The following is a 22,009-nucleotide window of genomic DNA, read 5'->3' as shown; positions in this document are numbered from 1 at the left end:
CCTTTGACACAACACAATACGAGATATGTATCAGGGTATACTACTGGGCATGGCCCCAGCATCTCCACGTAACTCTTCGCAAGGATCAAAAGCACAGGTTATTGCCTCGGATGACAAGACTCGGCTCAGCATGGTCGCGGTGTCCGATATGGATAACCGCGCCTATATTCTGCAGTCGCTGACTGATCCGCAGGATGTCTTGCTCATCGACGCCCCTGCTGAGCCTGAGACTTTGCGCGCGGCCGTCGGTGCTGATGCCGCGCCGAGCATCGTGATTACGCATCAGCACCATGACCACACTGGCGCTTTGCCGGAGCTGACCGGGGAAGGTACCCGGCTCATCGGGCATCCGCTGGATATTCCTGCGGTGGAAGAGATGCGGGGCATCACATTCACGGAGACTGTGGATGATGGTGACACGGTGGACGCTGGCGGGGTCACATTGGATGTGATCTGGTTGCGTGGACACACCCCTGGCTCGATTGCGTTGGCCACTACGATCGACGGGGTTCAGTACCTCTTCACGGGCGATTCCCTCTTCCCTGGTGGCGTGGGTAATACATGGAATGATCCGGAGCGTTTCGCAACGCTGATTGATGACGTTGAGTCCAAACTGTTCGGCCGTTATCCGGATGAAACGGTTGTTTTACCGGGTCATGGCGATGGCACCACGCTGGGTGATGAGCGTGCGAGCTTGCCTGAGTGGCGTGCCCGCGGCTGGTGATGAACGTGAACCTGTCTGATCTGGTCCCGAATGCCTCGGAGACGAACCTTCCGGAGGCCATCTACGATGCGTTCCTGAAGTGGGTTTCAAACCGTGGGTTGACGCTGTACCCGGCTCAGGATGAAGCGGTCATGGAGCTTGTTGAGGGTAAGCATGTAATTCTTGCGACCCCCACGGGTTCGGGTAAATCGATGGTTGCTATCGCGGCGCATTTTGCGGCTTTGGCCCGCGGTGAGCGTTCGTTTTATACAGCCCCGATCAAGGCGTTGGTTTCTGAGAAGTTCTTTGACTTGATCAAGGTTTTCGGTGCCGAGAACGTGGGCATGCTCACGGGTGAGGCGAGCGTGAACCCAAAGGCACCGATTATTTGCTGTACCGCGGAGATCCTCGCGAACATGGCGTTACGCGAAGGCGAACACGCTGATTGCGGTGTCGTGATCGCCGATGAGTTCCACTTCTATGCTGACCCGCAGCGCGGCTGGGCGTGGCAGGTTCCACTGTTGGGTTTGCCGCAGTCGCAGTTCTTGTTGCTTTCGGCAACGTTGGGCGATACGACGTTCTTTGAAGAGGACCTCAAACAACGCACGGGCCGGCCTGCTGTGACGGTTTCAGGCTCCGAACGCCCTATTCCCTTGCACCATCATTACGGCATGGAGCCGATCGGCGAGACGCTCAAGGAACTGGTCGAAACTCACCGCGCCCCGGTCTATGTTGTGCATTTCTCTCAGCGTGAGGCGATCGAGCAAGCTCAAGGTTTGCTTTCGCTCAATGTTGCTAGCCGCGAGGAGAAGGACCGTATCGCGGATTTTCTGGGTGGCTTCCGTTTCGCTTCGGGTTTTGGGCAGACTCTGAAGAAGATGATTCGTGCCGGTATCGGGGTGCATCACGCAGGGATGCTCCCTAAGTATCGTCGGCTCGTTGAACAGCTTGCCCAGGCTGGTTTGCTCAAGGTCATTTGCGGTACTGACACGCTCGGTGTGGGCATCAATGTGCCGATCCGTACTGTGGTTTTGACCGCGTTGTCTAAGTTCGATGGTCAACGCACCCGGCATGTGAACGCGCGGGAGTTCCATCAGTTGGCTGGGCGTGCAGGCCGGGCAGGTTTTGACACTGCCGGTGATGTGGTGGTGCAGGCCCCGGAGCATGAGATCGCTAACGCGAAGGCTATGGAGAAAGCCCGGTCTCGGCACGGGGATGATCAGAAGAAGCTGCGTCAGGTTAAGAAGCAGTCTCCCCCTGATGGCTTCGTGTCCTGGAGTGAGAAGACCTTTGAGAAGCTCGTGGCCTCTCAGCCGGAGACGATGACCTCGTCTTTTCAGGTCTCCCACGCGATGATCTTGAACCTGCTCGCTTATGAGGGCGATGCGTTCAGGCATGCTCGCGATATCTTGACGCAGAATCACGAACCACCCATCCGTAACCGGGAGCACGTCAAGAAGGCTTTAGGGATCATCAAGGAGCTACTGGCGACCAATGTTTTGGAGCGCGGCGAGCCAGATGAGTACGGCAACCGGCTTCACCTCACGGTTGATTTGCCGGAAGACTTTGGCCTGAATCAGCCGCTCTCTAGCTTCGCTATCGCCGCGTTAGAGATGCTGGAGCGCGATTCACCTGATTACGCAGTCGATGTTGTCTCCATTCTTGAGGCGACCCTTGAGGATCCGCGCCCTATTATCGGGGCACAGGTCAAGAAGGCCAAGAGTGAGGCGATGGCGCAGATGCGTGCCGATGGCCTCGAATATCACGAGCGTATGAATCGGCTTGATGAGATCACGCACCCACAGCCTTTGCGGGAAGACCTTGAGGTGGCTTTTGAACGTTACCGGCAGGGCGCTGGCTGGTTGGCTGGCTATGAGCTCTCCCCTAAGTCAGTGGTCCGTGAAATGTATGAGACGGGTCAGAGCTTTGGCGAGTATGTACGCAATTATCAGGTGACGCGGGCTGAGGGGATTCTGCTGCGTTATCTCACGGATGCGTATAAGGCCCTGCGTAGCTCGGTGCCGGATTCAGCTGTAACTGAGGAGCTTGAGGACATCACCGAGTGGCTAGGTCAGATGATCGAGCAGGTCGATTCTTCGCTGTTGAGCGAGTGGGAGGCCTTAGCTTCGGGTGAGGTGCCGCAGGATCAGTCGATTCAGCAACCGGCCGAGCCGCCGCGCTTGTCACAGCAGAAGCGTGCTTTGCGGGTCATGGTGCGCAACGCGATGTTCTCTCGCGTCAAACTGTTCGGGGCTGAGAAGGATATTGCTCTGGGTGAGCTGGATGGCGAATCTGGTTTCGATGCCGATGCGTGGGCTGATCTGATGGATGACTACTTCGCTGAGCATGAGGACATCGACGATGGCCCGAGCGGCCGCTCCCCTGAACTGTTGCAGATTGTTGAGGCGACAGACCCCGATGGTCGGCCGATCTGGAAGGTCAGCCAGACGTTCGCTGACCCGGAGGGTGATCACGACTGGGGTTTCGATGCGGTTGTTGATTTGGATGCTACGGATGAGCGTGGCGAATTAGCGCTCACTGTCACGGCGATCGGCCGCATCGACGGCACGGGCGAACGCCGGTGAACATGTCAAACATAAATTAGCGATAGAATGGTTCCCATGTCACGACTTTCCACTCGCACTGTTCGCGCAGTTGCGCTCTTGGCGCCTGCATCGTTGGTAGTTGCTTCCCTGGCCGGTTGTGCCCCTAAGCACCCAACGACTCTTGATTCCCCAACCCCAGAGTCCTCTCAGTTCCATCAGAAGGACGGCTCTGTTGAGGGTGAAAACACCAATCAGGGTGAAAACACTCACGCTGAACCAACGTCGGAAGCAGCCTCGGGCGAGGCTTCCTCGACGGAGTCCGGCAAGGACTCTGGCGTGTCCGCTCTTGGTTTCTCTGAGAACACTCACTTGACCGTGAAGTCTTTCACTGTCAAGGGCGCTGTGTCTGAAGCGAAGCTGGGTGGCTTCATGTTGACCCCTTCGGGCTCCGGTAAGGGCACGTTGGCAGTGATCGACCAGTGCGCTAACGAAACCTATGACGTCGATGTTCAGGGTTCTGATGCAACGGTGACGCAGTCTTACAGCAATGTCACCAACTGCCAGGGCGAAGCTCTCACCGCCGCTGAGGCCCTGGGGGATTTCTTGACCTCCGGTAAGCTGCGTATTTCCGAGGCGACCAACGGTGTTGAACTGACCAATGGTCAGGACAAGCTCGTATTGCGTAAAGCCGACTAATTTCTATCAGCGCGGTGAGTATCTCTTCACCGTGAGCATCTCTTCACCGTTCGAGCCAACCGAAGGTCAGCACTGTTTTGACTCCTTTGACGCCTCGCCCCGCTAAGCTTCTTCGCCGTGATGATGCGGCTGCTTGGCGGGGCGCTGTCGTGTCTTCGGTTCTATACGAAGTACCGCTCGTCCACGGAACCGAGCACTTAGCTGCTAACTCGTCGACGCACAGCTCTGGAGCGTCACTCGATGCTCAGAGCGTGACGGTGCGGGCGCGTGAGGTTCGTTCAATCGATGCGGATGCGGAACAGCGGCCGTGGCTTGTTTATTTACAGGGCGGCCCAGGCTTCGAAGCTCTGCGTCCCGTTAATCCGTCCTCCGGCTGGCTTGGTGAGCTGCTACCGCACTTCCGCGTGTTGTTGCTGGATCAGCGCGGTACCGGCGGTTCCTCTCCGATCAGCGCTGCGACGCTGAATGCTATCGGTTCGGGCGAGCCTGAGCCGCAACAGATCACCCGACAGATCGAGTTCTTGTCTCACTTCCGGGCCACTGACATCGTTGCTGATGCTGAGGCGATCCGCCTGGCTATGGGTGTTGATTCTTGGTTCACGCTGGGCCAGTCCTACGGTGGCTTCATCACGATGAGCTACCTGAGCTTCGCCCCGGACGCGTTGGCTGGTTCGATGATCACCGGCGGGCTTGGGCTCATCGAAGGTGATCCGAAGCGGGTCTATGACGCAACATACGCTCGTACTGCTGAACGTCAGGCCGAGGTCTTCGAGGCTTGGCCGCATGCCGCAGCGCAGTTGAGAGATCTGTACGCTGAAGCGCGCCGCGCTCGCGATGCCGGGCATCCGTACCGCTTAGCTAACGGCCATGTCGTGACCGAACTGACTATCCAGCGGCTCGGGATGCTATTGGGCGGTAATTCGCGTGTTCAACAGTTGCGTTTCGGGCTAGAAGACGCCCTCTCGCATGGTGGCATCTCCCCTGTGATGCTCTCGCTTCTGGGTTCCCAGGTGGATCACGCACGCAACCCGATCTATTGGCTCTTCCAAGAAGCGATCTACACGTCCGGCCCTGCGACACGGTGGGCGGCTTCGCGTTCGCAACAGCAGACACACCCTCAAACGTTGCCTAGTGCCGATGTTCCGCAGCTGATCGGTGAGGCAGCGTTGCCTGAAGATTTCGAGCAAGACCCGGCTCTGCAGCCGCTTGAGCAACTCGCTCATGCGCTGCATGAATACAGCGGATGGAGCCCGCTCTACAATTACGAGCAACTGGCGAACAACACGGTTCCCGTCGCCGCCGCGGTCTATACCCCGGACATTTATGTGGACCGTGAGCTCTCGCTTGAAACGGCTTCCAGAATCCGCGGCATCAACGTGTGGGAATCAGCGGATCACCACCACGATGGCCTCTCCGACGACCCGGCAACAGTGCTCGGGGAGCTCAGAGAACGCATCGGCCGCTAGCGTTTCAACAGTTCAACACCGCAGGGTTTTAGCGTTTCTCTTTGAGTTCTTCTTCGATCACGGTCGCGGTCTCTTCATAGTCCACGAACGCGTCACGGATCTCGGATAACGGCATCGCGTGCGCTGGTGCATCTTGGTCGTGATCGGCAACATCGCGCAGTGTTTCGCGGGCCTGGATCGAGGCAGGGTCGTTAGGTACCCGTCCGCCCTGTTCGAGGTCCACACCGAAGAGCGTGTGGACAGCGGACATGAACTTTTGACCCTCGCCTTCCCGCGCGAGTTCTTGGGCGCGCATCATAGGCGAATGCAGTAGCCGCTTATATACGCGGCCCAGGGCACGTTCAACAACTTTGACGGTTTCCTCGTCATGGTTGTTGCGTACCCCCTCGATCTCGCGTTCGATCTCGGCGCGGACCGAGCGCCGCAGGGCGGATACCGCAGGGTCGAGGCGACGGATCTGCTGACGCAACTCGAAACGGCCCACCCCAGCGTTGATCATCTCTTGTGCGCGCTCGATCTCTTCCTGGTTAGAGGCGTCTGCCGAAATATCCTTGAGGCCTAGAACCCGCACGCCCGGGATCGTGCGCACTTCCTCTTCCAAGTCAGAGGTCAAAGACATGTCGAGGATCACGAGTTCGCCGAGCTTGGCTGAAGCGTGTTCGGCGTTGTATAGCTCGCGCAGCTGCATCGCGTCGCGAACATCCTGAGTCAAGATCTGTGCAGTGCCGCGGCCAGAGCAAGCAACCACGAGTGAAGATGCCGCGAGTGCTGCAGGCATTTCATCGGTGGACAGCGGATGCGCGTTGTGGGTTATCGCAAAGTTCTTGGCACGGCCAGAACCAGACAACACATCCAAACGAGCTACGCCGCGGCGGTTCAGATCAGAGGCCGCGATGCGCGCCATCGCGCCTGTTCCCACCACGATCACCCGAGCGCCGGTCAACTGGCCGGTCGTAGGTTCTGCCTGATCGATCGCAACAGTGACGGATGAGCGGCCAGCCGCGCCGATCGTCGTGCGGTGGCTAATGTTTTTGGCGGTACGTAGCGCACCCTGGAAGAGGTCGTTGAGCATCGAGGTTGTGCGCCCTTCAGCCAGCGCCTCGGAAAAGCTCGCGCGCACTTGCCCGTTGATTTCGCCTTCGCCGACTACTTGGGAGTTCAGCCCCGCCGCCACCGTGAACATGTGGTGGGCCGACAATGAGCCGGCGTCAGCGACCAAAAGGTCCTCAACTTCGCTCTGGCTCAAGCCTGAGGCCTCAGCGACGGCCAGGGCGATGATATCGACCGCCTCATGGAAGAGATCCGCGTCAAGATAGATCTCTAGGCGGTTGCATGTGGCCATCGTGACCCACCCGGACAGCGGCTGTTCAGGATGGGCCTCGTTGAGGCGTTCGATGATCGTGTCAAGCTGGTCGGCTCCTCGCGTGATGCGTTCGAGGGCGTCCAGCCCCAGGCGATCGTGAGTTGCGCGAAGGGCGATAAGCATGCCTTATATTCTAGTCCGCACCGCCCACGATGACACCAAAGCGACCAGGATGTGAACGCCAGGTGTCGTTCAGAATCCTCCCAGGTTGGCAATGAGATAATAAGGGCACAATGACAACTGTGACTTTGCCTTCATCTCATCCTTTGCATCGCAGCACCGCTGAGGGCGGGACCGCGGATGCCCCACTTATCAAGCGTTTACGCGGCGAAAGCACGGATGCCGCCCCGAGTGTCTGGTTCATGCGTCAGGCTGGGCGTTCACTTCCTGAATATAAGAAGGTGCGAGCAGGCACGGACATGCTTGAGTCCTGCTTGATCCCGGATATGGTGGCCGAGATCACGTGCCAGCCGGTGCGGCGCCACAACGTTGATGCGGGTATTTTCTTCTCCGATATCATGACCCCGCTCAAAATCGCTGGGATCGGTGTGGAGATCGAGCCAGGTGTTGGCCCGGTCCTTGACTCCCCTATCGCCTCAGAGGCTGACATCGATGCGTTGCCGGCACTCGATGACGTGTATCAAGAGGGTCTGGAATGTATCCGCGAAGCGGTACGGCTCACGGTTGATGAACTCGGTTCGACCCCGCTCATCGGTTTCGCGGGCGCCCCCTTCACGGTTGCTTCCTACATGATCGAGGGCCGCCCGTCACGCGATCATCTCAAGACTCGTGCGCTCATGACCGCCGAGCCGCGCTTGTGGGCCAAGCTCGCTGAGTGGGTCGCTCACGCCTCGGGCCTTTTCATGCGCGCCCAGGTTGAGGCCGGCGCTTCCTCGGTTCAGCTGTTTGATTCGTGGGCCGGCTCACTTTCGGAAGCGACGTACCGCGAGCACGCACAGCCGTTCAGCAAAATCTCGATGCAGCACGTCGCGGACCTTGGAACCCCTCGCACGCATTTCGCACTGGGTTCCGGCCACATGCTCAAAGCCATCGAAGAAGTCGATGCGACCGCGGTGGGCCTGGATCACCGCATCTCGATCCCTGCCGCGCTCGCCCAGCTAAACTCAACCATCGCTGTCCAGGGCAACATCGACCCTGCGGTTCTGTTCTCCACTGAAGAGGTCCGTTTCGCTGAGGCTCGCCGTGTGGTTGAGGAAGGACGCAAGGCCCCAGGCCACGTTGTGAACCTCGGGCACGGTGTCCCACCGACAACGGATGCACAGGTTTTGACTGACCTGGTCTCATACATCCATGAGCTCTGACACCGCCCATGAACTCTGACTATCTCGTCATCGGGGGTGGCCCCTCCGGGCTGTTGCACGCGTTGGCGGCAGCCCACGCTGGGCGTACCGTTACCGTCCTGGAGGCCGCTGATCATGCTGGCGGAGCTGTCTCTGACATCCTGCTTGATGGGGTGCGCCTCAACGGTGGCGCGGAATCCTATGCGATCGGTACCGGAGCGATGTCGGAGTGGATCGAAGCGCTCGGCCTGAGTGATCAGGTTGTTAGCCCGCAAGGGAATGCTTCTTGGATCCATTCGAACCACGGCCCGTTCCCGATCCCGGGCACGTCGCTATGGGGTATCCCCACCGAGCCACTCAACAAGGACGTCAAGCGTGCCGTGGGCCGGTGGGGTGCCATCCGCGCGTGGGCGGATGCGCTATTACCCGGTAGCTTTGGCGCCAAGCCAGGCATCTCAACCTACGACTATGTTTCCAAACGTATGGGTCAACGCGTGGCGGACCGCCTATTGGTTCCGCTGATCACGGGCGTGCATTCAGCGGATCCACGCACGCTCGAGCTCGAAGCGCTCGTGCCTGGGCTGATCGATAACGTCAAACAGTACGGAAGCCTCAGGCGCGGAGCGCGCGCGATCCTGGACAAGCGGAGGTCCGCGAGCCATTCAGCAAAGACGGCGGGGGCTGCGGTTGCTGCGACCGTGCCGACGATGTCCACGCTCATCGATGGGCTCGTGAATGTCCTTGCTCAGCGCGGAGGAACGCTTGAGACCAGCGTTCGCGTGACCTCGTTGCGCCGCAACCATAGCGGCGGCTGGACGGTGGAAGCAGACGATGGCCGCCGATACGAGGCCGCGAGTGTAGCGCTTGCAACCGACCCTGACACCACGCGAGACCTCCTTGCCGAACCTGCGCCTAACATCGCCCGGCACATCCCTGAAGCCCCCGCCTCCCCTGTGCGGCTTGTCGCGTTGAGCGTGGTGAGCCAGAAGCTGGCGCTCAATCCGCGCGGCAACGGAGTGCTCGTTCCGCCGGACACCCGCGGTGTGCGCGCCAAAGCGATGACGCATCTTTCGGCCAAGTGGGAACACATCGAACGTTTTGCATCCAAGGTTCCGGGGCGTGTGTTCGTGCGGCTGAGCTATTCACCTGTTGATGGTGAACTCCCTGACCCTGCACTGTTTCCGGAGCAAGCGGTCAAGGATTTGGCCGCGATGACCGGCGTCGATGCCGAAGACATCGAGGTCCGTGACTGGCTCATCCAAGACTGGCCCGTAACCCAACGCAGGCGTCTGCCAGGCCACGCGGAATCGCTTGCCGCGCTCAGCATCGCACTCAGTGAGGACCCAACGCTTGAACTCACCGGATCTTGGCGGGCGGGAACGGGTTTGGACGCGATCGCTCGCTTCGCGCGAACAACCCACGTGCCCCCAGCACCTTCCGGTACCACCGAACGATAGGCTTAAACAAACACCAATCCGCGGCCGGCAAGGCCCGTCTGTGATGGAGAGATAACTATGAGCAAAGCTGACATTGCAACAACGCAGGTGAAGTACTGTTCTTATAACGTTTATCAGAAGCTCGTTGGCCTGAGCGACGCAAACTTAGACGTTGAACGCGTCGTCGCAGACATCGAGGCCACCATCAAGTCCATCGAGGCCCGCGGTGTGGAAGTGCGTGGCTTCTACGACGTCTCTGGTTTCCGCGCCGAGGATGACGTCATGGTGTGGCTGACCGGCGATGATCCGGAGCAGCTTCAGAAGGCTATCCGTGAGTTCGAGAATTCGGAAGCCGCTGCTGGCCTCGGCCGTGTGTGGCAGGCGATGGGTGTCCACCAGATCGCTGAGTTCGCTCGCGCCCACATGCCGGCGTTCATGGATCCAGACGTCACGCCACGCAAGTGGATCACTGTTTACCCGTTCACCCGCTCGTACGAGTGGTACATCCTCGAAGAGGAAGAGCGTTCCCGCATGCTGCGTGAGCACGGGATGCTCGGCCGCCAGTATCCGAACGTCAACGCCAACACCGTTGCTGCGTTCGCGTTGGGTGACTACGAGTGGCTGCTCTCCTTCGAGGCTGATGAGCTGACGGAGCTTGTGGACATGATGCGTACCCTGCGTTACAGCGATGCCCGCTTGCACGTTCGTGATGAGTTGCCGTTCCACACCGGCCGCATGTTCGATGACCTCAACGAAATGGCGGGCGTACTGCTGTGACCACGGTTGATTTTTCTGATACCTCGATGCCGTGCAACATCGAGGAGGCCGAGAAGATCGATGCGATCCTCTTTGCGTCTTTCGGCGGCCCTGAAGGCCAAGACGACGTTATCCCGTTCCTGAAGAACGTTGTGCACGGCCGCGGCATCCCGGATGAGCGCCTCGAAGAGGTCGCGGTTCACTACCGTTCGATGGGTGGTAAGTCCCCTATCAACGACCAGAATAAGGCGATGATCGCAGCGCTGAAGGAAGAGCTGGGTCGCCGCGGCATCGACTTGCCGATCTACTGGGGCAACCGCAACTGGGAACCGTATATGGCTGAGACCGTCAAGCAGATCCACGCTGACGGGCACCGTGCGGCGCTTGGCATTGTGACCTCGGCTTATTCCTCCTATTCCTCGTGCCGTCAGTACCGTGAGGACTTCGGTATCGCGCTGGATGAGACGGGGCTTGCCGGGGAGCTGGATATTCGTAAGGCGCGCGTGTTCTTCAACCACCCAGGTTTCCTCGATCCGGTTGCCGCGCACATCCGTGAGGCTCTCGAGAAGTTCCGTGCTGAAGGCCACAAGGACGAACAGATAGAGATCCTGTTCACGACCCACTCGATCCCTAACACGATGGCAGAGACTTCTGGCCCGCGCGCAACCTGGGAAGAAGGCTCAGGCGGCTGGTACGAAAAGCAGCACATCGCGGCCGCTGAGTACATCATGGAGTCCGTGGGAGACATCGAGTGGCAGCTGGTGTACCAGTCGCGTTCGGGCCCTGAGTTCATTCCATGGCTTGAACCGGATGTCAACGATGTCATCGCCGAGCTTCCCGGTAAACGCACGGCCGTGATGGTGGTTCCGATCGGCTTCGTGACCGACCACATGGAAGTGGTGTGGGACCTCGACACTGAGGCGAAGGAGTCGGCCGATGAGGCGGGGCTTGCGTTCGTGCGCATCCCCACCGCGGGTGAGTCCCCTGAGTTCATCGCAGCGTTGGCTGACCTGGTTCAGGAGCGCCTGGATCCAACGTTCCCACGCAAGTGTGTGACGAGCTTCGGCCCAACATTCGATGTGTGTGGCGCCGGTTGCTGCCCGAATCAGCGTGCCATCAAGCCGACGACTTCCGCGGTCGATTCGGATTCTGATGTTGCCCATGCTGGTGAGCCGAGCGAACTTGCAGTCATGATCGCTGAACGTAAGGCTCAGCGTGATAAAGAGCGTCAACAGGCTGGTGAATGATTTTTGGGTGAAGTGATGCGCATCGGAACGCGAGCTTCCAAGCTCGCTCTGACGCAAGCTGCTTGGGCGGCTGAGCTGACGGTAGGCAAGGACCGTTTCGAGCTCGTCCATGTCACGACCAAAGGCGATACGGACCGCCGTCATCTCTCGCAGATCGGGGGTACGGGCGTGTTCGTGAACGCTGTGCGTGAGGCGTTGCTGAACAAGGAGGTCGATGCGGTGGTCCACTCGCTCAAGGACCTTCCAACGGCTCCGGAGCATGGCATCGCGTTGGCGTGCATCCCGCACCGCGAGGACGTCACGGATGCGTTGTGTAGCCGCGACGGGATGAGACTGGCGGACCTTCCGGCTGGCGCGTCGGTGGGGACGGGTTCCCCGCGTCGTGCGGCACAGTTGCGTGCGATCCGCCCCGACCTTCAGGTTGTGCCGATCCGCGGCAATGTTGATACCCGCTTGGCTAAGGTGACCGACGGTGAGCTGGATGGCGTGGTTTTGGCGACCGCCGGCCTGAACCGTTTGGGGCTTGAGGGACACATTAGCGAGCGTTTCGACCCCAAGCAGTTCTTGCCGGCTCCGGCCCAGGGGGCGTTGGCGCTTGAGATCCGTACCGAGGCTGCCGAAGGTACGTGGTACGGGGAGGCCCTGACTGCCGCTGACCACGCGGATACCCGTGCGGCGGTGCTGGCTGAACGTTCGCTTCTGCGTACGCTTGAGGCCGGTTGCTCTGCCCCTGTGGGTGCTTACGCGACTGTTGAGGGCGGTGTTCTCACGTTGCGTGGGGGCGCGTTCGCAACGGATGGTTCACAGACGTGGGTTGACCATGTTGAAGGTCCTGCAGAGAACGCGGTCGAGCTTGGCGCGGTCTTGGCGCAGCAGTTGCTCGATGCCGGTGCCGGGACCGTGTTGAACGCCTAGGCACAACAATGTTTGGCTACCTGCAATGCTGTTTCGGCTGTGTGCAGGTAGTGAGTTAGTCGATGATGGGATAGGTGCGTGTCAGACGGGCTCGGGGTGAGTGTTCCGAGGGTACTAGTTCCGCGGCCTGCTGGCCGTGCGGCACGTTTGTGTGCGGCCCTTGAGGACGCAGGTCTTGAGCCGTGTGCTCATCCCTTCATTGATTTCTCTTATGCTGATGCAGCGTTGATCAGCGCGTTCAACGAAAGGCTCGCCCGCGGGGGTTACGCTCATCTTGTTGTGACCTCGAAAACCACGGTCCAGGCACTCAGCTCCCAGGGCAACTTCGCGCCGCATGCCAGCGTTTCCGTGGTCGCGGTAGGCCGAGCCACCGCCGCTGCCCTTGAAGAGGCCGGCGTGCGCGTTGACCACGTAGCGGCGGGATCCGGCGAAGCCCTCGTTGCATCGTTCCCCCACTATGTAGAAGGTCCACGCTCGGTCGCGTACCCGGTCTCGGCCAAGGCTGGGCCCACCGTCAAAGATGGGCTCACACACTTGGGGTGGGATGTTGAACGGTTCGACGCCTACGCCCCGGTTCCAGCGCCACTTCCTGCCGAACTTCCAGGCCTCATCCGCGCTGGCGCCTTCCATGCATTGTTGCTGACCAGCCCGTATATCGCTGATCTGGTGTTGGCGCATCAGCCGCCGGACTCGACCAAGCTCATTGCGATCGGCAAGCCCACCGCCCAACGCATCCAGGAACACGGCTACCGTCTCGCAGCGCAAGCAGAGCACCCCTACCCCGCCGACCTCGTCACCGCGTTGCGTAGGGTCACCGCACCTTTGCCTGACGGGAACGCAACACCACGGCGTGAGGCGAACCCGAGATCATAAGCCATTCAATCTTGACCATGTCACGTATCTAAGGAGCATCTGTTCATGGCGTTCCCACATCATCGTCCTCGCCGTCTACGTTCAACTGCGGCGGTGCGTGCTCTCGTGCGCGAGAACACGCTGCGCCCAGCTGATTTCGTTCTGCCGGTGTTCATACGCGAAGGCGCCACCGAGCCGCGCCCGATCACCTCGATGCCGGGTGTGGTTCAGCATTCGATGGATTCGCTCAAACGCACAGCGCACGAGGTTGTGAAGGCTGGCCTGGGCGGCATCATGCTGTTCGGGGTTCCGGAGACCAAGGACGCGGTTGGTAGCGCGGGCGTGGACCCGAACGGAATTCTGAATGTCGCGTTGGGCGAGGTCCGCAAGGAGGTCGGCGATGACACGGTCGTCATGAGCGACCTGTGCTTGGACGAGTTCACCGATCACGGCCACTGCGGCGTGCTTGCCACGGACGGCGGCTCCCCTGCCACGGTTGATAACGATGCGACGCTTGCGATCTACGCGGACATGGCGGTTGCGCAGGCCGAAGCTGGCGCACACATGCTGGGTCCTTCCGGGATGATGGACGGCCAGATCCGCGTGATCCGAGAGGCGCTGGATGATAAGGGGTTCCAGGGCACGAGCATCTTCGCGTACACCGCGAAGTACGCTTCAGCGTTCTACGGTCCGTTCCGTGAGGCCGTGAACTCTTCGCTCGAAGGTGATCGCCGCACGTATCAGCAAGACCCGGCTAATACCCGTGAGTCTCTGTGGGAGCTGGAGCAGGACGTCGCCGAGGGCGCGGACATGGTCATGGTCAAGCCTGGCTTGCCGTATCTTGATGTTTTGCGTTCGGTTGCGGAAGCCTCCCCTGTCCCGGTGGGTGCTTATCAGGTTTCGGGTGAGTACTCGATGATCGAGGCGGCTGCCGCTCAGGGCTGGTTGGATCGTGAGCGGACCATGTTGGAATCTTTGTTGTCGTTCAAACGTGCAGGTGCTGACACCCTGCTGACCTATTACGCGCTGGAGGCTGCTGAACTTTTGGCTTCCGGCCGAGCACCGAAGGAGTTCCTGTGACTACTCAACACCGCAATCTGACGCATAGCGCTGAAGTTTTTGAGCGCGCCCAGAAGGTTATTCCGGGTGGTGTGAACTCGCCGGTGCGCGCGTTCGGTTCCGTTGGCGGCACTCCCCCGTACCTGGTTGCGGGTAAGGGCGCGCACGTGACCGATGCGGACGGCAACGAGTACGTGGACCTGGTGGGCTCGTGGGGTCCCATGATTCTGGGTCACGCCTACCCTGCCGTGATCGACGCCGTGAAGTCCGCGGCTGATCATTCGTTATCGTTCGGCGCTTCACACGAAGGCGAGGTTGAGCTCGCTGAACTGGTGACCTCGATGATCGCTCCCGTTGAGCAGATGCGCATGGTGAACTCGGGCACCGAGGCCACGATGTCGGCAATCCGCCTGGCTCGCGGCTTCACCGGCCGCGATGTGATCGTGAAGTTCGCTGGCTGCTATCACGGCCACGTCGACTCCCTGTTGGCTGAGGCCGGTTCGGGGCTTGCGACCTTCGCGCTTCCAGGTTCTGCTGGCGTTACTGAGGGCACCGCGAAAGACACCGTAGTTCTGCCGTACAACGACCGCGAGGCCGTACGCGAGCTCTTCGCTGCTCGCGGTTCCGAGATCGCCGCGATCATCACGGAAGCCGCACCGTGCAACACGGGTGTCTTGACCCCGGGCACTGAAGACGGCATCGGCTTCAACCGTTTCCTTGCAGAAACCGCCCACGCCGCTGGCGCACTGCTGATTTCGGACGAGGTTTTGACCGGCTTCCGCGCGTCCTCAACCGGCTATTACGGCGTGGACGGCGAAGGCTGGGCACCTGATCTCATGACGTTCGGAAAGGTCATTGGCGGCGGTATGCCGGTCGGCGCGTTCGGTGGCCGCAAGGAGATCATGGATCGCTTGGCTCCGAACGGCCCGGTCTATCAAGCCGGTACGCTCTCGGGTAACCCGCTCGCCACCGCAGCGGGCCTGGCTACGTTGCGTGCACTGAATGACGATACCCACGCGGCTGTTGCACGCGCATCGGAAGCTATCCAGAAGGGTGTGGACGAGGCGCTGACAGCAGCCGGTGTTCCTCACGCGATCAACACCGCAGGAACGTTGTTCTCGGTGTTCTTCCGCGACGGGGAGGTCACCAACCACGAGCAAGCCAAACAACAGGACGTCGAGGCATTCGGCCGGTTCTTCCACTCGATGCTGGATTCCGGAATCTACTTGCCGCCATCGGCTTACGAGGCGTGGTTCGTATCCGCACAGCACGACGATGCGGTTGTGGACCGCATCTTGGAGGCCCTGCCAGCAGCAGCGAAGGCGGCCGCACAGGCCTAAACGGTCACGTTCAGACGCGCCGCGCCGGCACCCTTAACAGCGTTGGCCGGTTCATTCCAGGTGGAATGAACCGGCCATCGTTATTTGTACGTAGTGAACCGCTATCTAGCGAACGTTCGGATTACGCTTGCCGAGCTTCTTCTTCTCGGTCTGGGCCGAGGGATCGGCCCCTTTCGTCGCCGTTTCGGCGGCCTTCCTGCGAGCTTCGATGCGCTTCTCAGCCGCTGCTCGAGCCGCCGCCCAGTGCGCGACCTCCCGACCCTTCGGCGAAATGAACGACCACACAACCGCGATCAGCAACGCCAGAACAATGAAGATCAGCGAGAACTCCGTGCTGATCTCCGGAACTGGAACAGGCTTGCCGCCGTTGATGAACGGCAACTCGTTCTTGTGCAATGCGTGCAGGATCAGCTTGATACCAATGAACGCGAGAATCGCTGCAATTCCGTGCGTCAGGTAGATCACACGGTCCAGCAAGCCGCCCAGCAAGAAGTACAGCTGGCGTAAACCCATGAGCGCGAACACATTCGCCGTGAATACGATGAACGGCGACTGGGTGATGCCATAGATCGCCGGGATCGAGTCCAGCGCGAACATCACGTCAGTGATACCCAGCGCAAGAATGACCGCCGCCATCGGCGTCCACATCCGCTTACCGTTGACCGTGGTGCGTAGCTTGGAGCCGTCATAGTGATCGGCAACGTTGAGCTTGGAGGTCAAACGCTTGACCAGGCCAGGCTGGTCCTCTTCGTCGTCCGAATGGTCCATGACCTGTTTGACGGCAGTCCACAACAGGAACGCGCCGAAGATGTAGAAGACCCACACGAAACGGTCGATCAGCACAGCGCCGGCAAGAATGAACAGGCCGCGCGCGATCAACGCGATCACGATGCCGATCATGAGAGCCTTCTGCTGCAGTTCACGCGGAACCGCGAAGCTCGTCATGATGATGATGAACACGAATAGGTTATCGACGCTGAGCGAATATTCGGTGATCCAACCCGCAAGGAACTGGAGCGCATCAGTCTGCCCCGCGAACGCCCACATGCACCCGAAGAAAATCAGGGCGAGCGCAACATAGATGCCAACCCAGATGCCGGCTTCCTTCATCGACGGCACGTGCGGGCGGCGCCCGATCACGATGAGGTCGATCAGCAGGATCGCAACCAGCACGATCATCGAACCGATTTCGAACCACACAGGGATCGGTGTCGTGACGCTCGCTGTCGATGCGCCCGCCGTCGGCACGCTCTCGGCGAGCCCGGTCAGAGCAGATAAATTGACCACTTGGTCCTTCCCACATCACCGGTTGGTCCGGTGAATCCTATATTCCGTTTAATTTTACGGGAGGCTTATTCGGCCGACTTCATGGCGCGCAATTCCTTTTTCAGGTCTGCGACTTCATCGCGTAGGCGTGCGGCGAGTTCGAATTGAAGGTCAGCGGCTGCCGCGTGCATCTGTTCGGATAGTTGCGCGATGAGCGTTGCGAGGTCTTCGCTCGGTGCGGCGATGGTGCCGCGCGCGTCGGTCTTCTTGTCGTCTTGTAGGGCGTTGTAGCCGCGGTGGCCGGCGCCGTAGTCGAAGTTGCTGAGTAGTTCGTTGGTGTCGGCGTCTTCGCGAGCGAGTTGCTCGGTGATGTCCGCGATCTTCTTCTTGAGAGGTGCCGGGGTGATCCCGTGTTTCTCGTTATGCGCTATCTGGATTTCGCGGCGGCGTTCGGTCTCTTCGATTGCTTGTTTCATCGAGTCCGTCATGGTGTCGGCGTACATGTGTACTTCGCCGTTGACGTTACGTGCGGCGCGGCCGATGGTCTGGATGAGGGAGGTCGTTGAGCGTAGGAAGCCTTCCTTGTCTGCGTCCAGGATCGCGACGAGCGATACCTCGGGCAGGTCGAGGCCCTCGCGGAGCAGGTTGATGCCGACGAGTACATCGAAGGTACCCATGCGTAGTTCGGTGAGCAGCTCGACGCGGCGTAGTGTATCGACGTCGGAGTGAAGGTATTCGACTTTGACCCCGTTTTCTGCGAGGTAGTCGGTGAGGTCTTCGGCCATGCGCTTGGTCAGGGTGGTCACGAGCACGCGTTCGTTGCGCGCGACGCGTTCGTTGATCTCCCCGAGCAGGTCATCGATCTGGCCCTTGGTTGGTTTGACGGTGATCTTCGGATCCACCAAGCCGGTTGGGCGAATGATCTGCTCGACGTAACCGTCGGCTTGGGACAGCTCGTACTTGCCTGGTGTTGCAGACAAGTAGACGGTCTGGCCGATGCGTTCGAGGAACTCATCCCATTTGAGGGGGCGGTTGTCCATTGCGGAAGGTAGGCGGAAGCCGTGCTCAACGAGGGTCCGTTTGCGGGACATGTCGCCTTCGTACATTCCGCCGATCTGTGGAACGGTCACGTGGGATTCGTCGATGATCAGCAGGAAGTCGTCCGGGAAGTAATCCAGTAGACAGTGCGGTGCGGAACCGGCGTCACGGCCGTCGATGTGGCGTGAATAGTTCTCGATGCCGTTGCAGAAGCCCATCTGCTGCATCATTTCCAGGTCATAGGTGGTGCGCATCCGTAGGCGCTGGGCTTCAACGAGCTTGTTTTGGCTCTCTAGCTCTTGGAGTCGGTCGCGTAGTTCGTCTTCGATGGTCCCGATCGCTTGGTGCATGCGGTCGTCGCCGGCTACATAGTGGGAGGCCGGGAAGATGTACATTTCGTTTTCTTCGCGCACCACATCGCCCGTGATCGGGTTCAGCGTCTGGATCGATTCGATCTCATCCCCAAAGAATTCGACGCGTACCGCGAGCTCTTCATACATCGGGATGATCTCGACCGTGTCACCACGCACGCGGAACGTTCCACGGTGGAAGTCCACGTCATTGCGGGTGTATTGCATCTGCACGAACTGGCGTAGCATCTGGTCGCGGTCCAGTTCTTGGCCCACCTTCAGGGTGACCATCTGTTTGATGTATTCCTCTGGGGTACCGAGGCCATAGATGCAGGACACGGTGGATACCACCACGCAGTCGCGGCGGGTCAGCAGCGCGTTGGTCGCGGAGTGGCGCAGCCGCTCGACTTCTTCGTTGATCGAGGAGTCTTTCTCGATGAAGGTGTCGGTTTGGGGGACGTAGGCTTCCGGCTGGTAGTAGTCGTAGTAGGAGACGAAGTATTCGACCGCATTATTCGGTAGCAGGTGCCGTAGCTCGTTTGCGAGCTGCGCGGCGAGCGTCTTGTTCTGCACCAAGACCAGTGTTGGGCGCTGAACGGCCTCGATGAGCCATGCGGCGGTTGCGGACTTACCGGTACCGGTCGCACCGAGCAGGACGACGTCTTTCTCCCCGCCTTCGATGCGCTGCTTGAGTTCCGCGATCGCTTGCGGCTGATCCCCTGCAGGCTCGAACTCGGACACCACCTCGAACGGGTGGACTACACGATCAATTTTCTGCGCCAACGACATGCTTTAAGCCTAGTCGGTGCCCCCGCTGTGTTCAGCGTCACGCGGCACCGCGAGGATCGAGGCGACCGCCGCATCGACGGCTTTATGCAGGTCATCGACTGAGCCGTGATTCACCAGCAGATGCGTGGCTGCTTCACGCCGCTGTTCATCCGTTGCCTGCGCCTTGATCCGAGCGTGGGCGTCGTCTTCGCTCATCCCGCGGTCTTCGACCATCCGGCGCACCCGTTCCGTAAGCGGAGCCTCGACCACCATCACGTGATCGAACCGGCCCGCCTGGCCGCTTTCAACGAGCAAAGGAATGTCCTCGACAATCAACTGTCCTGGCGCAGCAGAGTCAGCTAGCCGTTGCGCTTCTTCACGCACCATCGGATGGATGATCGCGTTGAGCCGTTCACGAGCCTGCTCGTCGTTGAAAACCACGGCACCGAGCCGTGCCCGGTCGAGTGCACCGGAAGCGGTGAGCATGTCCTCACCAAATTCCGCGACGATCGCTTCTAGTCCCCGCTCCCCTGGCTCTTGCAGCTTGCGCACAATAGCGTCCGCGTCGATAATAAGCGCTCCGTGTTCCTCAGCGAGCCGCCGCGCAACCGTAGATTTACCTGCTGCGATCCCGCCTGTCAGCCCGATGCGCGGGTTATTCTCAGGCTGCTGGGTCACGTTGCCTCCTAGGTAGCTGGGTCCTTCTTCCACTGTAGTGGCCATCTAGACTGGAAACGATGACTTCTTCCCCGATTGAGCTGGCAGATCCGCGTGTGCGGTCTACGCGTTTTACGCGCCTTGCGGATGAGCACGTGCACGAGATCGAGATTCAGCGTTCGGTGTTCCACACCGTCTTGGCGCCTGTCCGCAGTGAAGATGACGCCCGCGCTGTGATCGAGGAGCAACGCCGCTCGTTTCATGATGCACGGCACCACTGTTCTGCATTCATTCTGGGCCCGGATCAGGACACGCAACGTTCCTCGGATGACGGCGAGCCGGCCGGTACTGCCGGTATCCCGATGCTAACGGCCCTGGCGCAGCGTGAAACCTCCGATGAGCGCCGCGACCTCACGGACGTTGTTGCGGTGGTCACGCGGTGGTTTGGCGGGATCTTGTTGGGTGCTGGCGGTTTGGTCCGTGCGTATTCGGAATCGGTTTCGCAGGCTCTGGATGGCGCCCGCTTTGTGACGTGGCACCGGAAGCGTGAGCTTGTGGTGTCTGTAAATATGGCGCAGGCCGGACGCGCCGAACATGTGATACGCGGCCTCGGGTACACCTTGTTGGACACGACATATTCGGCCACCGGATGTTGCATGACAATCGCTGTCACGGATTCCGAGGAGGGCATCGGCGCTGCACGGGCCGCGTTGCAGACAGCCTTCGCCGGCGAGGCCGAGATCGCCGAAGGACGGGCGGTGTGGGCCCAATGACACATAATCAGGACGCGGTGACACCTAGCGGAGCGCAGCAGGTTCCCGCGAGTTGGGGTTCGTTGCGGCGGTGGCCGGACATCGAGTCCCCCGAGTTGCGTGCGTGGGACGCGACCGATCAGCTGCTCTTGGAGCACGGCCTTGCCCAGGTAGAGGCCGAAGCTTTGACTGGGGACCGCATCTTGGTCCTGGGCGACCGCTATGGCGCTTTGACGCTCGGGCTTGTTGAGGCTGGCTTGCGTGGTGTTGTTTCGGTTCAGGATTCTGTTGCGTTGTTGACCGCGTTGAAAGCTAACGCTGATGAGCTCGGCATGGCTGGGTCTTCTGCGTTTTCTTCGCTTGATGAGGTTCCCCGGCCTGCCGGTGGCGGGTTCGGTTTAGTGTTGTGGCAGTTGCCTCGCTCTGTTGCTGAGGTTGAGTATTGGGCTGTTGCCTTGCGCGGGCTTGTAGCCGACGGCGCGACGGTGTGGGCTGGCGGCCGGGATAAGCACATGACACCCGCGATGAATAAACCTCTTGAGCGTTGGCTAGGTCCGGTTCAGCCGCAGCGTGGGCGCAAGAAGTCCCGCGTTCTGAAGGTTTCTGCCGGCGCGGGCTCGCTCGTTTCTAATGCCGGGCCGATTGATTCTGATGCTGCCAGGCGTGTTCTGTATCCCGAGCCGCGCACTGTGTTGGTTGCCGGGAATAGGGTCACTCTACATGGGGATGCGCGGGTGTTCGGTCAGAACCGTTTGGACCCTGGTACTGCATTCATGCTGGAGATGATCGCTGAGCACGATATTGATCCGGAGCCGGGCCAGCGGGTTGTTGATCTTGGCTGTGGTAACGGGACGGTTGCGGTGTGGGCGGCTCGGCGTTGGCCAGATGCTCGCGTTGATGCCACGGATGACTCGGCGGCCGCTGTTGCAGCTACTTCCGCGAGTGCCCGAGCCTCTGGGGTTGCAGAGCAGGTACGGGCTGTGATGGCTGACGCGGGCGAGCACCTAATTCCACCGTTGAGCGAGGGCACGTCGACCGTTGAGGTTTCACCTCGGCTTGTTTTGGTGAATCCGCCGTTCCATCAAGGCGCTGTCGTAGAGCGTGCCGTTGGCGAGAAGCTGTTGTTTGCGGCCCGTGAGATTGCGGGGCGTGGTGGCCGCGTCATCGCTGTCTGGAATTCGCATCTGCGGTATCGGGCGTTCTTGAGACAGAACATTGGTCAGACTCGGCAGCTGGGACGTGATGCGACGTTCACGGTCACGGAGACGAAGGTCTAGAACCTGCTGGTCTAGACCTAACCGCCGCCAAACTCGTCGAGTTCTGGCGGCTAAGGGCTGGTGCTCTCGTTCCGGCGGTCGATGGTCGCAGGCCAGGGATAGGTCAATAAGTCAGTTCTCAGTGAGCAAGGCTTGTTAACGGCCGTGGGTGCCCAGGCATAAACCTGGGCACCCACAGGGTACACTGCCGGGGCTGTCCCCGGATCTTTCCCCACGATGCC

18 protein-coding genes are annotated in these 22,009 nt (G+C 60.2%); 14 read left to right on the top strand and 4 right to left on the bottom strand.

All coding sequences use genetic code 11. The features are described 5' to 3' along the window. Positions 1-49 precede the first annotated feature (49 nt). The 4 genes from J2S67_RS03325 (at position 50) to J2S67_RS03310 (ending at position 5,411) form a co-directional block, all read left to right on the top strand. Entirely contained in the window at positions 50-724 is a 675-nt protein-coding gene (locus J2S67_RS03325; protein WP_310246280.1) for an MBL fold metallo-hydrolase, read from the top strand. After that, entirely contained in the window at positions 724-3,288 is a 2,565-nt protein-coding gene (locus J2S67_RS03320) for a DEAD/DEAH box helicase (protein WP_407682071.1), read from the top strand. The genes J2S67_RS03325 and J2S67_RS03320 overlap by 1 nt, the downstream gene beginning before the upstream one ends. Positions 3,289-3,324: 36 nt before the next feature. Next, positions 3,325-3,945 carry a hypothetical protein gene (locus J2S67_RS03315; protein ID WP_310246275.1) on the top strand — a complete coding sequence of 207 codons (621 nt, stop codon included), beginning with the start codon at positions 3,325-3,327 and terminating at the stop codon, positions 3,943-3,945. A 77-nt stretch (positions 3,946-4,022) separates the two neighbouring features. Further along, on the top strand, positions 4,023-5,411 hold the full coding sequence (locus J2S67_RS03310; protein WP_310246273.1) for an alpha/beta fold hydrolase: 1,389 nt from the start codon (positions 4,023-4,025) through the stop codon (positions 5,409-5,411). Between the two features lie 28 nt (positions 5,412-5,439). On the opposite strand, the gene J2S67_RS03305 is transcribed toward J2S67_RS03310, so the two are convergent. Then, complete coding sequence (locus J2S67_RS03305; protein ID WP_310246272.1) at positions 5,440-6,897, bottom strand: glutamyl-tRNA reductase; 1,458 nt, start codon at positions 6,895-6,897, stop codon at positions 5,440-5,442. A 110-nt stretch (positions 6,898-7,007) separates the two neighbouring features. Between J2S67_RS03305 and hemE the strand changes: the two genes are divergently transcribed. From hemE to hemL, 8 genes are all read left to right on the top strand, one after another. Beyond that, complete coding sequence (gene hemE, locus J2S67_RS03300; RefSeq protein WP_310246270.1) at positions 7,008-8,096, top strand: uroporphyrinogen decarboxylase; 1,089 nt, start codon at positions 7,008-7,010, stop codon at positions 8,094-8,096. Positions 8,097-8,104: 8 nt separating this feature from the next. Further along, positions 8,105-9,532, top strand: coding sequence for a protoporphyrinogen/coproporphyrinogen oxidase (locus J2S67_RS03295; protein WP_310246268.1), 1,428 nt, complete (start codon positions 8,105-8,107; stop codon positions 9,530-9,532). Between the two features lie 57 nt (positions 9,533-9,589). Continuing rightward, a complete protein-coding gene (hemQ, locus tag J2S67_RS03290; RefSeq protein ID WP_310246266.1) occupies positions 9,590-10,288 on the top strand; it encodes a hydrogen peroxide-dependent heme synthase in 699 nt (232 codons plus the stop codon). A gap of 26 nt (positions 10,289-10,314) precedes the next feature. After that, on the top strand, positions 10,315-11,514 hold the full coding sequence (locus J2S67_RS03285; RefSeq protein ID WP_310248712.1) for a ferrochelatase: 1,200 nt from the start codon (positions 10,315-10,317) through the stop codon (positions 11,512-11,514). 15 nt (positions 11,515-11,529) lie between these two features. After that, complete coding sequence (hemC, locus tag J2S67_RS03280; protein ID WP_310246264.1) at positions 11,530-12,429, top strand: hydroxymethylbilane synthase; 900 nt, start codon at positions 11,530-11,532, stop codon at positions 12,427-12,429. A 96-nt stretch (positions 12,430-12,525) separates the two neighbouring features. Then, positions 12,526-13,302 carry a uroporphyrinogen-III synthase gene (locus J2S67_RS03275; protein WP_239446939.1) on the top strand — a complete coding sequence of 259 codons (777 nt, stop codon included), beginning with the start codon at positions 12,526-12,528 and terminating at the stop codon, positions 13,300-13,302. A 45-nt stretch (positions 13,303-13,347) separates the two neighbouring features. Further along, complete coding sequence (gene hemB / locus J2S67_RS03270; protein ID WP_070490649.1) at positions 13,348-14,361, top strand: porphobilinogen synthase; 1,014 nt, start codon at positions 13,348-13,350, stop codon at positions 14,359-14,361. A 17-nt stretch (positions 14,362-14,378) separates the two neighbouring features. Further along, positions 14,379-15,680 (top strand): glutamate-1-semialdehyde 2,1-aminomutase, encoded by a 1,302-nt coding sequence (hemL, locus tag J2S67_RS03265; RefSeq protein ID WP_310248709.1) that lies wholly within the window; start codon positions 14,379-14,381, stop codon positions 15,678-15,680. 105 nt (positions 15,681-15,785) lie between these two features. Here hemL and J2S67_RS03260 read toward each other — a convergent pair whose 3' ends face one another. The 3 genes from J2S67_RS03260 to coaE form a co-directional block, all read right to left on the bottom strand. After that, entirely contained in the window at positions 15,786-16,886 is a 1,101-nt protein-coding gene (locus tag J2S67_RS03260) for a TerC family protein (RefSeq protein ID WP_377650344.1), read from the bottom strand. A gap of 146 nt (positions 16,887-17,032) precedes the next feature. Further along, positions 17,033-19,123, bottom strand: coding sequence for an excinuclease ABC subunit UvrB (uvrB, locus tag J2S67_RS03255; RefSeq protein ID WP_035755610.1), 2,091 nt, complete (start codon positions 19,121-19,123; stop codon positions 17,033-17,035). Positions 19,124-19,132: 9 nt separating this feature from the next. Next, complete coding sequence (gene coaE / locus J2S67_RS03250; RefSeq protein ID WP_256276256.1) at positions 19,133-19,780, bottom strand: dephospho-CoA kinase; 648 nt, start codon at positions 19,778-19,780, stop codon at positions 19,133-19,135. Positions 19,781-19,839: 59 nt separating this feature from the next. On the opposite strand from coaE, the gene J2S67_RS03245 reads away from it, so the two are divergent. Continuing rightward, positions 19,840-20,532 (top strand): IMPACT family protein, encoded by a 693-nt coding sequence (locus J2S67_RS03245; RefSeq protein ID WP_310246259.1) that lies wholly within the window; start codon positions 19,840-19,842, stop codon positions 20,530-20,532. Further along, positions 20,529-21,788, top strand: a complete 1,260-nt coding sequence (locus tag J2S67_RS03240) for a class I SAM-dependent methyltransferase (RefSeq protein ID WP_310246257.1) — start codon at positions 20,529-20,531, stop codon at positions 21,786-21,788. Before J2S67_RS03245 ends, J2S67_RS03240 begins: the two co-directional genes overlap by 4 nt. Positions 21,789-22,009: the final 221 nt, after the last annotated feature.

The sequence above is a fragment of the Pseudoglutamicibacter albus genome (assembly GCF_031458175.1).
Taxonomy (GTDB): domain Bacteria; phylum Actinomycetota; class Actinomycetes; order Actinomycetales; family Micrococcaceae; genus Pseudoglutamicibacter; species Pseudoglutamicibacter albus.
The sequence above is the reverse complement of the archived record's forward strand: the minus strand, read 5'-3'. Positions and strand labels throughout refer to the sequence as shown.